Raw genomic sequence first — 18,095 nt, 5'->3', positions numbered from 1 at the left:
CGGAGAGTCTTCAATGAGCAGTGTTGTTGCCATCGTCAAAAGCATTGTCGGTCAGGTATTCGTGGTGTCCCCAGAGGGCGTGCGTCGCGTACTCGTTGAAGGCGATCGTCTGTTTGTCGGCGACCAGATCGACACCGGCCTCTCCGGCGCCGTGTCGCTTGAATTGGCAGATGGCCGCACCCTCGATCTGGGCCGGGAGACTCAGTGGAGCGCCAACGCGCCCGACTCCAGCACCGACCTGGCCGAAGCCACCGCGCAGGCTGCGCCGTCGGTAGCAGAACTGCAGCAAGCCATCGCCGCCGGTGTCGACCCGACCACCGCGCTTGACGCCACCGCTGCCGGCCCGAGCGCCGCAGGCACGGGCGGTGCTGCTGGTGGCGGCCACAGCTTCGTAATGCTCGACGCCACCGCTGGCCGCGTTGACCCGACCATTGGTTTCCCGACCGCAGGCATCAACGCTGGCGGTCAAGCCGCGCAGAACATCACCGGCGGCCAGACCACCGATACCACCACCAATGCTCTGCGTGATTCGACCCTGAGCCTCAGCGCCACGCCGACCATCACCGAAGCCGGCGGCGTGCTGGTGTACACCGCGACCCTGACCCAGGCGCCGCTGACCGACCTGACCATCACCCTGTCCAACGGTTCGGTGATTGTGATTCCGGCAGGTGCAACCACCGGCACTGTCAACGTGCCGCTGGCGCCGAACGACACCGTTTATAACGACCCGAGCCAGATCGACGTGAACGTCACCGGCACCACCGGCGGCAACGGCATCACCGTGACGACGCCGACCAACCCGGCCACGACCCAGGTCACTGACACCATCGACACCACCACCGTCACCCTGACGGCCGGGCCGAGTGTCACCGAAGGCGGGCAGATCATCTACACCGCGACCCTGACCAATCCGGCACAAACCCCGGTGACCGTCACCCTGTCGAACGGCTCGACCATCACCATCGGCGCCGGCCAGACCACCGGCACGGTCAACGTGCCGACCCCGGCCAACGACGTCTATAACAACGGCAGCACCGTCACCACCACAATCACCGGGGCCAGCGGCGGCAACTTCGAAAACCTGGTGCCAAACCCGACGCCAGCGGTGACCACCATCACCGACTCGATCGACACCACCAACCTGACCCTGACTGCCACCGGCACAGTGGTTGAAGGTGGCCAGATCACCTACACCGCGACCCTGACCAACCCGGCGCAAACCCCGGTGACCGTCACCCTGTCGAACGGTTCGACCATTACCATTGAAGCCGGCCAGACCACCGGCACCGTCAACGTGCCGACCGCGGCCAATGACGTCTACAACAATGGCGGCACCGTCAGCACCACCATTACCGGCGCTTCCGGCGGCAACTTTGAAAGCCTGGTGCCAAACACCACGCCAGCCACCACCACGGTTACCGATTCGATCGACACCACCAGCGTGAGCCTCACCGCCACCGGTACAGTCGTCGAAGGTGGCCAGATCACCTACACCGCGACGCTGACCAACGCCGCGCAAACTCCGGTGACGATCACCCTGTCGAACGGCTCGACCATCACCATTGAAGCCGGCAAAACCACTGGCTCTGTCAACGTGCCGACCGCGGCCAACGACGTTTACAACAATGGCAGCACCGTCAGCACCACCATCACCGGCGCGACCGGTGGCAACTTCGAAAACCTGGTGCCGAACACCACGCCAGCGACCACCACCATTACCGACTCGATCGACACCACCAATCTGTCGTTGTCAGCGACCGGCACCGTTGCTGAAGGCGGCTCGATCGTTTACACCGCGACCCTGACCAATCCTGCCGGCACACCAGTCACCGTGACCCTGAGCAACGGCTCGGTGATCACCATCGAGGCGGGCAAAACCACTGGCACCGTGACCGTTCCGGCGCCTGCGGATGATGTCTATAAAGACGCCGGCAAAGTCGAAGTCACCATCAAGGATGCGACTGGCGGCAACTTCGAGAACCTGGTGCCGAGCACTGTCCCGGCCGTGACCGAAGTGACCGACACCATCGACACCTCGACCGTGAAGCTGACGGCCGACACCTCGGTGGCTGAAGGTGGCACCGTTACTTACACCGCCACCGTCGGTGCGCCAGTCACCGGTTCACCGGTTGTCGTGACTTTGGCTAACGGCCAAAACATCACCATCGCCGTCGGCCAAACCACTGGCACCGTCACCACCACCGCGCCGAACGACGCGCTGGCCGGCAACGCGCCGCTGAGCAACTCGATCACCAATGTCAGCGGTGGCAATTACGAAAATCTGGTCGCCGACAAAACCCCGGTTTCTACCAACGTCACAGACGTCGCCGACACCACCAACCTGTCGCTCAGCGCCACCGGTTCTGTGGCTGAGGGCGGCTCGATTGTTTACACCGCCACCCTGACCAACGCAGCAGGTTCGCCCGTCACTGTGACCCTGAGCAACGGCTCGGTGATCACCATTGAAGCGGGTAAAACTACAGGCACCGTGACTGTTCCGGCGCCTGCCGATGACGTCTATAAAGACGCCGGCAAAGTCGAAGTGACCATCAACAACGCCACCGGCGGTAACTTCGAGAACCTGGTGCCGAGCACCGTTCCAGCCGTCACCGAAGTGACCGACACCATCGACACGTCGACCGTCAAACTGACTGCTGACACCACCGTGGCTGAAGGCGGCACCGTCACCTATACCGCGACCATTGGCGCGCCAGTCACCGGTTCGCCAGTGGTGGTGACTTTGGCCAACGGCCAAACCATCACCATCGCGGTCGGCCAGACTACAGGCACCATAACCGTCACTGCACCGAACGATTCGTTGACCGGCCATGCGCCGCTGACCACGTCGATCACTGACGTTACCGGCGGCAACTATGAAAATCTGGTGGCTGACAAAACTCCGGTCAGCACCACCGTCACCGATACCACCGACACCACCGATCTGTCCCTCAGCGCCACCGGCACAGTGGCCGAAGGCGGCCAGATCACTTACACCGCAACCCTGACCAACGCCGCAGGCTCGCCTGTTACCGTGACCCTGTCGAACGGTTCGGTGATCACCATTGAAGCCGGTAAAACCACCGGCACCGTGACCGTCGCTGCACCCGCCGATGACGTCTATAAAGACGCCGGCAAAGTCGAAGTGACCATCAACAACGCCACCGGCGGTAACTTCGAGAACCTGGTGCCGAGCACCGTTCCAGCCGTCACCGAAGTGACCGACACCATCGACACGTCGACCGTCAAACTGACTGCTGACACCACCGTGGCTGAAGGCGGCACCGTCACCTATACCGCGACCATTGGCGCGCCAGTCACCGGTTCGCCAGTGGTGGTGACTTTGGCCAACGGCCAAACCATCACCATCGCGGTCGGCCAGACTACAGGCACCATAACCGTCACTGCACCGAACGATTCGTTGACCGGCCATGCGCCGCTGACCACGTCGATCACTGACGTTACCGGCGGCAACTATGAAAATCTGGTGGCTGACAAAACTCCGGTCAGCACCACCGTCACCGATACCACCGACACCACCGATCTGTCCCTCAGCGCCACCGGCACAGTGGCCGAAGGCGGCCAGATCACTTACACCGCAACCCTGACCAACGCCGCAGGCTCGCCTGTTACCGTGACCCTGTCGAACGGTTCGGTGATCACCATTGAAGCCGGTAAAACCACCGGCACCGTGACCGTCGCTGCACCCGCCGATGACGTCTATAAAGACGCCGGCAAAGTCGAAGTCACAATCAAGGACGCCACCGGCGGCAACTTCGAGAACCTCGTTCCAAGCACCGTTCCCGCCGTCACCGACGTCACTGACACCATCGACACCTCGACGGTCAAACTGACCGCCACCGAGACTGCTGCTGAAGGTGGTACCGTCACCTACACCGCTACCGTGGGTGCGCCGGTCACCGGTTCGCCAGTGGTCGTGACCTTGGCCAACGGCCAGAACATCACCATCGAAGTCGGCAAAACCACCGGCACCGTGACCACCACCGCGCCAAACGACGCGCTGAACGGCCACGCGCCGCTGACCAACTCGATCACCAATGTGACCGGCGGCAATTACGAGAATCTCGTCGCCGACAAAACCCCGGTCAGCACCACCGTGACTGACACTACCGACACCACCAGCCTGACGCTCAGCGCCACCGGCACCGTGGCTGAAGGCGGCTCGATCGTTTACACCGCAACCCTGACCAACCCGGCTGGCACCCCGGTAACAGTGAACCTGTCGAACGGTTCGGTAATCACCATTGAAGCCGGTAAAACCACCGGCACAGTGACCGTTGCTGCACCTGCCGATGACGTCTACAAGGACGCCGGCAAAGTCGAAGTCACTATCAAAGACGCGACTGGCGGCAACTTCGAAAATCTGGTGCCAAGCACCGTTCCAGCCGTCACCGACGTCACTGACACCATCGACACCTCGACGGTAAAACTGACCGCGACCGAAACCGCCGCTGAGGGTGGCACCGTCACCTACACCGCGACGGTCGGCGCGCCAGTCACCGGTTCGCCTGTCGTCGTGACGTTGGCCAACGGCCAGAACATCACCATCGAAGTGGGTAAAACCACCGGCACCGTCACCACCACGGCACCGAACGATGTAATGGCCGGCCATGCTCCGCTGACCAACTCGATCACTAACGTTTCCGGCGGCAACTACGAAAACCTGGTCGCCGACAAAACCCCGGTCAGCACCACCGTGACCGACACCGTCGACACCACCACCGTTTCGCTGACCGCCACCGGCAACGTCAACGAAGGCGGTTCGATCGTCTACACCGCGACGCTGACCAATCCGGCCGGCACGCCGGTAACCGTGACCCTGAGCAACGGTTCGACCATCACCATCGACGCCGGCAAGACCACCGGCACCGTGACCGTTCCGGCGCCAGCCGATGACGTCTACAAAGACGCCGGCAAACTCGAAGTGACCATCAAGGAAACCTCGGGCGGCAATTTCGAAAACCTGGTGGCCAATCCGACGCCAGCGGTGACCAACGTTGCCGACACGATCAACACCACGCACCTGACCCTCAGCGCCGAAAACTATGTGCTTGAAGGCACGTCGATCACCTACACCGCGACCCTGACCAACGCCGCGCAAACGCCGGTCACCGTCAACCTGAGCAACGGCCAGACCATCACCATCGAGGCTGGCAAAACCAGCGGTTCGGTGACCATCGCCGCGCCGAGCGACGACGTGTACAAAGACGTCAGCAAGCTCACCGTGACCATGACCGATGCCACTGGCGGCAACTTCGAGAAACTCGACGTCAGCAAGACCCCGGTCAGCACCACCGTCAATGACACCGTCGACAAAACCACGCTGACCCTCAGCGCCAGCGACACCGTCAGTGAAGGTGGCCAGATCACCTACACCGCGACCCTGAGCAATCCTGCCGGCACCGCCATGACCGTGACCCTGGCCAACGGTGCGGTGATCAACATCGCTGCCGGCGCCACCAGCGGTTCGGTGAACTTCGCTGCGCCTGCCAATACCCCGTACATCGACGGCGGCAAGGTACAGACCGCGATTGCCAGCCACAGCGGCGGCAACTTCGAGCAGGTCGATGCCGACCGTTCGGCGGTGGTTACCACCGTCACCGACACCGTCGACACCACCAATATCAGCCTGAGCGCCACCGCTTCGGTTGCCGAGGGCGGCTCGATCGTCTACACCGCGAGCCTGACCAACCCGGCAGGCACGGCGATGACCGTGACCCTGAGCAACGGTGCGGTGATCAACATCGCCAAAGGCGCGACCACCGGCACCGCGACCGTCGCAGCACCGGCCGATGACGTGTACAAGGACGCTGGCAAGGTCGATGCGAGCATCACCAAGACCACCGGCGGCAACTTCGAGAACCTGGTGGTCGACAAGACCCCGGCGGTCACCGACGTGACCGACACCATCGACAACAGCACCGTTTCGCTGACCGCCACCGCCAGCACCGTTGAAGGCGGCGTGGTGGTTTACACCGCGTCCGTAACCGCTCCAGTCACCGGCGCGCCGGTTGTGGTGACCCTGTCCAACGGCCAGACCATCACCATTCCGGTCGGCGCCAGCAGCGGCAGCGTCAACTTCACCGCACCGAACGATGCACTGGCCGGCGGCAACACGCTGAGCGTGAAAATCGACGGCGCCAGCGGCGGCAATTACGAAAACCTTGTGGCCGACAAAACTCCGGCCGTGACCTCGGTGACCGACACCGTCGACACCACCAACCTGTCGCTGAGCGCGACCGGCACGGTGGCTGAAGGTGGTTCGATTGTTTACACCGCAACGCTGACCAACCCGGCTGGCACGCCAGTCACCGTGACATTGAGCAACGGCTCGGTGATCACCATCGACGCTGGTAAAACTACCGGTACCGTGACCGTCGCAGCGCCTGCCGATGACGTCTACAAGGACGCCGGCAAAGTCGAAGTCACCATCAAGGATGCAACGGGCGGCAACTTCGAGAACCTCGTTCCGAGCACCACGCCAGCCGTGACCGACGTCACTGACACCATCGACACCTCGACCGTCAAACTGACGGCCGACACCACTGTGGCTGAGGGCGGCACTGTTACTTACACCGCTACAGTCGGCGCGCCGGTCACTGGCTCGCCAGTCGTCGTGACCCTGGCCAATGGTCAGAGCATCACCATCGAAGTCGGCAAGACCACCGGCTCCGTGACCACCATTGCGCCGAATGACGCATTGAACGGTCAGGCATCGCTGGGCAACTCGATCACCAACGTTTCCGGCGGTAACTATGAAAACCTGGTGGCCGACAAGACACCGGTTTCGACCACGGTCACTGACACCGTCGACACCACTGACCTGTCGCTCAGTGCCACCAATTCGGTCGCCGAGGGCGGTTCGATCATCTACACGGCGACCCTGACCAACCCGGCCGGTACGCCGGTGACCGTGACCCTGAGCAACGGCTCAGTGATCACCATCGACGCGGGCAAAACCACCGGCACCGTGACCGTTGCTGCGCCAGCCGATGACGTCTACAAAGACGCCGGCAAGGTCGAAGTAACCATCAAGGATGCTACCGGCGGCAATTTCGAGAATCTGGTGCCGAGCACTGTTCCAGCCGTCACCGAAGTCACCGATACCATCGATACCTCGACGGTCAAACTGACCGCCACCGGATCTGCGGCTGAAGGTGGCACCGTCACTTACACCGCCACTGTCGGCGCGCCAGTCACCGGTTCGCCGGTTGTCGTGACCTTGGCGAACGGCCAAAACATCACCATCGAAGTCGGCAAAACCACCGGCACCGTCACCACCACCGCACCGAACGATGCGCTGACTGGCCACACGCCGCTGACCAACGCAATCACTGACGTAAGCGGCGGTAACTACGAGAACCTGGTCGCCGACAAGACGCCGGTTTCGACCACCGTCACCGACACCGTCGACACCACCAACCTGTCGCTTTCCGCGACTGGCACCGTGGCAGAAGGCGGTTCGATCGTTTACACCGCAACCCTGAGCAACCCGGCCGGCACGCCGGTGACCGTGACCCTGAGCAACGGCTCGGTGATCACCATCGAAGCGGGAAAAACCACTGGCACCGTGACAGTTCCTGCGCCTGCCGATGACGTCTACAAAGACGCCGGCAAAGTCGAAGTGACCATCAAGGACGCCACCGGCGGCAATTTCGAGAACCTCGTTCCGAGCACCACGCCAGCCGTAACCGACGTCACTGACACCATCGACACCTCGACGGTCAAGCTGACCGCCACCGAGTCGGCCGCTGAAGGTGGCACCGTCACCTACACCGCGACAGTCGGCGCGCCAGTCACCGGTTCGCCGGTTGTCGTGACCCTGGCCAACGGTCAGAACATCACCATCGAAGTGGGTAAAACCACCGGCACCGTGACCACCACCGCACCAAACGATGCGTTGACCGGCCATGCGCCGCTGACCAACTCGATCACTGGCGTAACCGGCGGCAACTACGAAAACCTCGTGGCCGACAAAACCCCGGTCAGCACCAACGTGACTGATACCGTCGACACCACCAACCTGTCGCTCAGCGCCACCGGTTCGGTGAACGAAGGCGGCCAGATCACCTACACCGCAACCCTGACCAACGCCGCTGGCAGTCCGGTCACTGTAACCCTGAGCAACGGCTCGGTGATCACCATCGACGCCGGCAAAACCACCGGCACCGTCACCGTAGACGCACCGAAAGATGACGTCTACAAAGATGCTGGCACCGTTGAAGCGACCATCAAGGGCGCGACCGGTGGCGACTTTGAAAACCTGGTCACCAGCACGGCTCCAGCGGTCACCACCGTCAACGACACCATCGACACCTCCACCGTTTCGCTGACCGCCACGGCGAACGTCGCCGAAGGCGAAACCGTGGTCTACACCGCGACCGTGACCGCGCCTGTGACCGGCTCGCCGGTTGTCGTGAACCTGTCGAACGGCCAGACCATCACCATCGCCGTCGGTGAAACCAGCGGCACGGTAAACTTCGTCGCGCCGAATAGCCCATTGGCCGGCGGCAGCTCGCTGAGCGTGACCATCGACGGCGCCACTGGCGGCAACTACGAAAAACTCGCGGTCGACGGCAAGTCCGCCGACACCGCGGTTTCGGACACCACCGACACCACCAACCTCAACCTGACCGCGACCGATTCGGTGGCTGAAGGCGGTTCGATCGTTTACACCGCGACCCTGACCAACCCGGCCGGCACGCCGGTGACCGTGACCCTGTCGAACGGTTCGGTGATCACTATCGAAGCCGGCAAAACCACCGGCACCGTGACCGTTGCGGCACCTGCCGATGACGTCTACAAAGATGCCGGCAAAGTCGAAGTGACGATCAAGGATGCAACCGGCGGCAACTTCGAAAATCTGGTGCCGAGCACCGTGCCGGCCGTGACCAACGTCACCGACACCATCGACACCACCACCGTGAAACTCACCGCGACCGAGTCGGCGGCTGAAGGCGGCAGCGTGACTTACACCGCGACCGTCGGCGCGCCAGTCACTGGTTCGCCAGTTGTGGTGACCCTGGCCAATGGTCAGACCATCACCATTGGTGTTGGCCAGACCACCGGCACCGCAACCACCACCGCGCCGAACGATGCATTGACCGGTCACGCGCCGATCACCAATGCGATCACCGAGGTAAGCGGCGGCAACTTCGAAAATCTGGTGGCGGACAAGACGCCGGTTTCGACCAATGTCACCGACACTGTCGACACCACTGACCTGTCGCTGACTGCGACCGGCACCGTTGCGGAAGGCGGTTCGATCGTCTACACCGCGACGCTGACCAACGCGGCTGGCTCGCCAGTCACCGTGACCCTGTCGAACGGCGCGGTGATTACCATCGAAGCCGGCAAAACCACTGGCACCGTGACCGTTCCAGCTCCGGCCGATGACGTCTACAAAGACGCCGGCAAAGTCGAAGCGACGATTTCGACCGCTACCGGTGGCAACTTCGAAAACCTGGTGCCGAGCACTGTTCCAGCGGTCACCGAAGTGACTGACACCATCGACACCTCGACCGTGAAACTGACGGCGACCGAGACCGCCGCTGAAGGTGGCACCGTCACTTACACCGCGACAGTCGGGGCGCCTGTGACAGGCTCGCCGGTTGTAGTGACCCTGGCCAACGGTCAGAACATCACTATCGAAGTCGGCAAAACCACCGGCACCGTAACCTTCACCGCACCGAACGATGCCCTGACCGGCCACGCGCCGATCACCAACGCGATCACGGGTGTCACTGGCGGCAACTACGAAAATCTGGTGGCCGACAAGACACCGGTTTCGACCACGGTCACCGACACCGTCGACACCACCAACCTGTCGCTCAGTGCGACCGGTTCTGTGGCCGAAGGCGGTTCGATCATCTATACCGCGACATTGACCAACGCTGCTGGCTCGCCAGTGACCGTGACCCTGTCGAACGGCGCGGTGATTACCATCGACGCCGGCAAAACCACTGGCACCGTATCCGTTCCAGCGCCAGCCGATGATGTCTACAAAGACGCCGGCAAAGTTGAAGCGACAATCTCGACGGCGACGGGCGGCAACTTCGAAAACCTGGTGCCGAGCACTGTTCCGGCCGTGACCGAAGTCACCGACACCATCGACACCTCGACCGTCAAACTGACCGCCGATACGTCCGTGGCTGAAGGCGGCACCGTCACTTACACCGCCACTGTTGGCGCACCAGTGACCGGTTCGCCGGTCACCGTGACCCTGGCCAACGGCCAGAACATCACCATCGAAGTTGGCAAAACCACCGGCACCGTGACCTTCACCGCACCAAATGATGCGTTGACCGGCCATGCGCCACTGACCAACTCGATCACCAACGTGACCGGCGGCAACTACGAAAACCTTGTTGCCGACAAAACTCCGGTCAGCACCACCGTGACCGACACCGTCGACACCACTAACCTGTCGCTCAGCGCCACAGGGACAGTGGCCGAGGGTGGTTCGATTGTTTACACCGCAACGCTGACCAACGCGGCTGGCTCGCCAGTGACCGTGACCCTGTCCAACGGCGCCGTGATCACCATCGACGCCGGCAAAACCACTGGCACCGTGACCGTTCCAGCACCGGCTGACGACGTCTACAAAGACGCCGGCAAGGTTGAAGCGACGATCTCCACCGCTACCGGTGGCAACTTCGAAAACCTGGTGCCGAGCACCGTTCCGGCCGTGACCGAAGTCACCGATACCATCGACACCTCGACCGTCAAACTGACGGCCGATACCTCCGTGGCTGAAGGCGGCACTGTCACTTACACCGCCACTGTCGGCGCTCCAGTCACCGGCTCGCCTGTCGTGGTGACTCTGGCCAATGGTCAGAACATCACCATCGAAGTCGGTAAAACCACCGGCACCGTGACGTTCACCGCACCGAACGATGCGCTGACCGGTCAGGCACCACTGACCAACTCGATTACCGGTGTTACCGGCGGTAATTACGAGAATCTGGTGGCCGACAAGACCCCGGTTTCGACCACGGTCACCGATACCGTCGACACCACTAACCTGTCGCTGAGCGCGACGGGTTCGGTTGCTGAAGGTGGCTCGATCATCTACACCGCAACGCTGACCAACGCGGCTGGCTCGCCAGTCACCGTGACCCTGTCGAACGGCGCCGTGATCACCATTGAGGCGGGCAAAACCACTGGCACCGTCACCGTCGCTGCGCCAGCGGATGACGTTTACAAAGATGCAGGCAAAGTCGAAGCAACCATTTCGACCGCTACCGGTGGCAACTTCGAGAATCTGGTGCCAAGCACAGTGCCGGCCGTGACCAATGTCACCGATACCATCGACACAACCACTGTGAAACTGACGGCGACAGAGTCGGCAGCTGAAGGTGGCAACGTCACTTACACCGCGACTGTCGGCGCGCCAGTGACCGGCTCGCCAGTCGTGGTCACCCTGTCGAACGGTCAGACCATCACCATCGGTGTCGGCCAGACCACCGGCACCGCAACCACTACCGCGCCTAACGACGTATTGACCGGTCATGCGCCGCTGACCAACTCGATCACCAACGTGACGGGCGGCAACTACGAGAACCTCGTGGCCGACAAAACCCCGGTCAGCACTACCGTGACCGACACTGTCGACACGACCAATCTGTCGCTCAGTGCGACTGGTTCGGTTGCTGAAGGCGGTTCGATTGTTTACACCGCGACCCTGACCAACGCCGCTGGCTCGCCAGTGACCGTGACGCTGAGCAACGGCGCTGTGATCACCATCGACGCCGGTAAAACCACTGGCACGGTGACCGTTCCAGCACCGGCTGACGACGTCTACAAAGACGCCGGTACCGTGCAGGCGACGATCAGCACCGCCACCGGTGGCAACTTCGAAAACCTGGTGCCGAGCACGACCCCGGCTATCACCAGCGTCACCGACACCATCGACACCACCACCGTGAAACTGACGGCCACCGAGTCGGCGGCTGAAGGCGGCAATGTTGTCTACACCGCGACTGTCGGCGCACCGGTAACCGGCTCGCCGGTGGTCGTGACTTTGGCCAATGGTCAAACCATCACCATCGGTGTAGGCCAGACCACGGGCACCGCAACCACCGCAGCGCCAAACGATGCATTGACCGGTCACGCGCCGCTGACCAACTCGATCACCAACGTGACAGGTGGCAACTACGAAAACCTCGTCGCCGACAAAACCGCGGTCAGCACCAACGTGACCGACACTGTCGACACCACCAACCTGTCGCTGAGCGCGACCGGCTCTGTGGCTGAAGGTGGCTCGATCGTCTATACCGCGACCCTGACCAACGCCGCTGGCTCGCCAGTGACCGTCACCCTGTCGAACGGCGCCGTGATCACCATCGACGCCGGTAAAACCACTGGCACCGTGACCGTTCCAGCCCCGGCTGACGACGTTTACAAAGACGCCGGCACCGTGCAAGCAACGATCAGCACCGCCACCGGTGGCAACTTCGAAAACCTGGTGCCGAGCACGACTCCGGCTATTACCAGCGTCACCGATACCATCGACACCACCACGGTGAAACTGACCGCGACCGCCACTGCCGCTGAAGGCGGTAACGTCGTCTACACCGCAACTGTCGGCGCGCCAGTGACGGGCTCGCCAGTCGTGGTCACCCTGTCGAACGGTCAGACCATCACCATTGGTGTTGGACAGACCACCGGCACCGCGACCACTACAGCGCCAAACGACGTATTGACCGGTCATGCACCGCTGACCAACGCGATCACCGACGTAACCGGCGGTAACTTCGAAAACCTCGTGGCTGACAAAACGCCGGTCAGCACTACCGTGACCGACACTGTCGACACCACCAATCTGTCGCTCAGTGCTAGCAATTCGGTTGCTGAAGGCGGTTCGATTGTCTACACCGCGACCCTGACCAACGCCGCTGGCTCGCCAGTGACCGTAACCTTGTCAAACGGCGCCGTGATCACCATCGACGCCGGTAAAACCACTGGCACCGTAACCGTTCCAGCGCCAGCCGATGACGTCTACAAAGACGCCGGTACCGTGCAGGCGACCATCAGCACCGCCACCGGTGGCAACTTCGAAAACCTCGTGCCGAGCACGACTCCGGCCGTAACCAGCGTCACCGACACGATCGACACCACCACCGTAAAACTCACTGCAACCACAACTGCAGCCGAGGGCGGCAACGTTGTCTACACCGCGACTGTCGGCGCGCCAGTCACCGGCTCGCCGGTTGTCGTGACCCTGGCCAACGGTCAAACCATCACCATTGGCGTCGGCCAGACCACCGGCACCGCGACCACCACCGCACCGAACGATGCATTGACCGGTCATGCACCACTGACCAACTCGATTACCAACGTCACGGGCGGCAACTACGAGAATCTGGTGGCCGACAAGACGCCGGTTTCGACCAACGTCACTGACACCGTCGACACCACCAACCTGTCGCTGTCCGCGACCGGCACCGTGGCCGAGGGTGGCCAGATCACTTACACCGCGACCCTGACCAACGCCGCTGGCTCGCCAGTCACCGTGACCTTGTCGAACGGCGCCGTAATCACCATCGACGCCGGCAAAACCAGCGGCACCGTGACCGTTCCTGCACCAGCGGACGACGTCTACAAAGACGCCGGCGCCGTGCAGGCCACGATCAGCAACGCCACCGGTGGCAACTTCGAAAACCTCGTGCCGAGCACGACACCGGCCGTGACCAGCGTCACCGACACCATCGACACCACCACCGTCAAACTGACCGCCACCGGTACAGCGGCTGAAGGTGGCAACGTCGTCTACACCGCCACGGTCGGTGCTCCAGTGACTGGCTCGCCAGTTGTGGTAACGCTGGCCAACGGTCAGACCATCACCATCGGTGTTGGCCAGACCACCGGCACCGCGACCACCACTGCGCCGAACGACGCATTGACCGGCCATGCCCCGCTGACTAACGCGATCACCAACGTCAGCGGCGGTAACTACGAAAATCTGGTTGCTGATAAAACGCCAGTCAGCACTACCGTGACCGACACTGTCGACACCACCAACCTGTCGCTGAGCGCGACCGGCACCGTGGCCGAAGGTGGCCAGATCACTTACACCGCGACCCTGACCAACGCCGCTGGCTCGCCAGTCACCGTAACCCTGAGCAACGGTTCGGTGATCACTATCGACGCTGGCAAAACCACCGGCACCGTGACCGTTCCGGCGCCAGCTGACGACGTCTACAAAGACGCCGGCAGCGTACAGGCGACCATCACCGGCACCAGCGGCGGCGGCTTCGAAAATCTGGTGACCAGCAACACGCCAGCCGTGACCAACGTCACCGACACGGTCGATACCACCACCGTCAGCATCACTGGCAGCAGCTCGGTGACCGAAGGCCAGACGGCCAGCTACACGGTCAGCCTGAACCACCCGGCGCAAACCGAAGTGACCCTGAAAATTGTCTACAGCGGCACCGCCGCCGACGGTTCGGATTTCACCGGCGTGTACACCGTGAAGATCCCGGCAGGCGCGAGCAGTGCGCAGTTCAACGTCGCGACCATCGATGACAAGATCACCGAAGGCACCGAGAACTTCGTGGTCAAGATTGATTCGGCCACGGGTGGCAACTTCGAGAACCTCGCGGTCAGCAGCACCAACGGCAGCGTCAGCACCTCGATCATCGACAACGATGCGCCGCCCGTGCTCGACCTGGATGCCAACAACTCCAGCGGCGCCACCGGTGCCGACTACAAGGTGACCTTCACCGAAAACACCCCGGGCGCGGGCGTGTCGATTGCCGACACCGATATCAGCATCACTGACCCGGACAGCACCATGCTCACCGGTGCCACCGTGGTCCTGACCAACCGTCAGGACGGCGATGCGCTGAACCTCGGCAACAGCGTCAACGGCATCACTATCAATGCCAACAGCACCAACGGCACCGTGACCCTGACGCTGTCGGGCAACGCGACACTGGCCGACTACATGCAGGCCATCAAGAACATCAGCTTCACCAACGGCAGTGAAAACCCGAGCACCGTGCCACGGATCATCACCGTGACCGTGACCGATGGCGGCAACTACTCCAACACCGCGACCACCACGGTCAACGTGGTGGCGGTCAATGACGCTCCGGTCGCTGCACCGAGCAATGTCACCGGCACCGAAGACACCCCGCTGGTGCTCGGCTGGTCGACTTTCGGCGTGACCGACGTCGACAGCCCGGCCAGCAGCCTCGGCATCAAAATCACCCAGCTGCCGGGTGAAGGCAAACTGCAGTATCTGGACGGCTCGACCTGGAAAGACGTCGCCAACAACCAGACCTTCAGCAAGGCTGACATCGACGCCGGCAAGCTGCGCTTCCTGCCGGATGCCAACGAGTCGGGCGTCAATGGTTACGGTGGCAGCGGTCTGGGCAACAACCAAGCGGACTACGCGCAGATCAAGTTCCAGCCAACCGACGGCCAGTTGCTGGGCAACACCGGCACCGTGAAAATCGACATCACGCCAGTGGCGGATGCGCCGACCGTGAGCGTGGCCGACAACAGCGTGAAGTCCACCGGACTGATCAAGGAAGTCTGGACCGGTCTGTCGGGTCTCGGCACCAACGGCAATGGCGCGGATTCGACCACGCTGAAAAACGTCATCGACGGCGCCGGGAAACCGAACTCCAGTGGCTCGGTCACCAATGTGCAGTCCGACGGTAGCGTTGCGGCGGGCACAGCATCGAAGACGTCAGGCCTGATTTATCTGGAAGCCGGCAAGACCTACACCTTCAGCGGTATTGCCGATGACAGTTTGTTGATCACGATCGGCGGCAAGAGTGTGGCTTCGGGGACCTGGGGCGCGGGCGGCGCCATCAATGGCTCGTTCACCCCGACCACCAGCGGCTACTACACCCTGGACATCTACCACCACAACCAGAGCGGCCCGGGCAGCTACGACGTCAACCTGTCGGTCAATGGCAGCACGCCAATCGACCTGAGCAGCGCCGGCGTGCCGATCTACACCGGCGTGCAGGATCTGATCAATTCGGGCGTGACCGTCTCCGATCTGCACGGCACTAACGGCGAAGGCTATTACGACGGCTATAAACTCAACACCGGCGCCGAAGGCACCACGGTGAAACTGTCGGCAATCACCACCGCGCTGACTGACACCGACGGCTCGGAGACCCTGAGCGTGAAGATCAGCGGCGCACCGGTCGGCTCGGTGCTCAGCGATGGCGCGGGTCATACCTTCACCGTCACCGCCAGCAGCGGCGACGCCAACGTTACTGGCTGGAACCTCGGCAGCCTGACCGTAACGCCACCGCCGTACTACAACGGCCAGTTCAACCTGACGGTGACCTCGACCTCCACCGAGATGGTCGGCGGCTCGGCCAGCAGCACCGCGACCATTCCGGTCACCGTGGTGCCGGCGGTCTACAACGCCATTGTTGCCACCTCGGCCGATGACACCGTCACCGGCACCGATGGCAACGACATCATGGTCGCCGACATCGGTGGTCTGACCGTGGTGCCGGGCACCAACTACAACATCGCGTTCATGGTCGACAGCTCCGGTAGCATGAGCAGTTCGTCGCTCAACGCGGCCAAAGACTCACTGACCTCGGTGTTCAACAGCCTCAAGCAGAGCCTGGGCGGCAGCAACTCGGGCACGGTGAACATTTTCCTTGTCGACTTCGATACCCAGGTCAACAAGTCGGTGTCGGTGAACCTCAACGACCCGAACGCGCTGACGCAACTCAAAGCGGTACTGGACTCGATGGCCTCCGGCGGCGGCACCAACTACGAGGATGTGTTCAAGACCACGGCCAACTGGTTCCAGAGCGCTGACGCGGTGGCCAACACCGGGGCGAAGAACCTTACGTACTTCATCACCGACGGCCAGCCGACCTACTACCAGAGCGGCGAGCAGACCAACCCGACGCTGTACGGCAACGTGAAGCTCGACGATGTGGTGAAAACCAGCAACTACAAGCCGGGCGACACCTTCAGCACCTACATCGACAATACCCACGCGTTGACGATCAACAGCGCCGGCACCGTGACCCTGCAAACCTACAATTCGTGGTGGGGCTGGAGCAGCTCTAATCTGGGCACCATCCACGCGCAGGGCGACGGCACTTATGAGTTGTCGAACCTGGCGGGTACTGGTAACAGCACCAACTCGTCAACGACCAGTAACTCGACCAGTGGCTTTGCCCTGCTCAGCGGTCTGTCGAACGTCGAGGCTATCGGACTGAACAACGATGTCAGCCTCAACGATCTGAAGCCTTACGATTCGGATAAAACGCCGCAGACCAACATCGATCCGAAAGATCTGGCCAACTCGATCATCGGCCACACCGAAGCGACGATGCCGGGCAACGACACCGTCAGCGGTGGCGACGGCAACGACATCCTGTTCGGCGATCTGGTGAGCTTCAACGGCATTGCCGGCGAGGGTTATCAGGCGATGCAGGCATTCGTCGCCAAGGAAACCGGGGTCGACGTCAGCAAGGTCACCACCAGCAACGTGCACCAGTACATCACCGAGCACTATCAGGCGTTCGATGTGTCCGGTGCGCATGACGGTAACGACACACTGTTGGGTGGCGCAGGTAATGACATCCTCTTCGGCTCGGGCGGCAACGACTGGCTTGATGGCGGCAAAGGCAATGACATCCTGCTCGGCGGCACCGGCAACGACACGCTGATCGGCGGTCAGGGCAACGACATCCTCATCGGTGGTTCGGGTGCTGACACCTTCGTCTGGAAAGCGGGCGACACCGGTAACGACGTGATCAAGGACTTCAAGGCCAGTGAAGGTGACCGTATCGATCTGCGCGATCTGTTGCAGGGCGAGACCGGCAGCACCATCGATAACTTCCTGAAGATCACCACGGTCGATGGCACGTCATCGCTGCAAGTCAGCTCGGCGGGCAAGTTCAACTCCGGCGACGCTGCGGCGGCAACCCCGGACGTGACGATCAAACTGGAAGGCAACAACTGGTCGAGCGCCAACATTCACAACCTGATTGCCGGCAGCGATCCGACCATCAAGGTCGACCACAACAACAGCTGATACGTGAGCAAAAACGGCCGCCCTTCTGGGGCGGCCGTCACGT

The 18,095-nt window shown here is 62.2% G+C and carries 1 protein-coding gene; it reads left to right on the top strand.

All coding sequences use genetic code 11. The annotated features are described in order from the left end of the window. Positions 1-13: 13 nt before the first annotated feature. Complete coding sequence (locus F8N44_RS07315) at positions 14-18,052, top strand: immunoglobulin-like domain-containing protein (protein WP_150649853.1); 18,039 nt, start codon at positions 14-16, stop codon at positions 18,050-18,052. Positions 18,053-18,095 lie beyond the last annotated feature (43 nt).

The organism is Pseudomonas fluorescens (genome assembly GCF_902497745.1).
GTDB lineage: Bacteria > Pseudomonadota > Gammaproteobacteria > Pseudomonadales > Pseudomonadaceae > Aquipseudomonas > Aquipseudomonas fluorescens_BM.
Note: the sequence above shows the minus strand (reverse complement) of the source record. Positions and strands in the feature narration are given on the sequence as shown.

Excerpts from the sequence above, each read along its gene's own strand:
- F8N44_RS07315 (WP_150649853.1), top strand. The coding sequence starts at position 14 with ATGAGCAGTGTTGTTGCCATCGTCAAAAGCATTGTCGGTCAGGTATTC.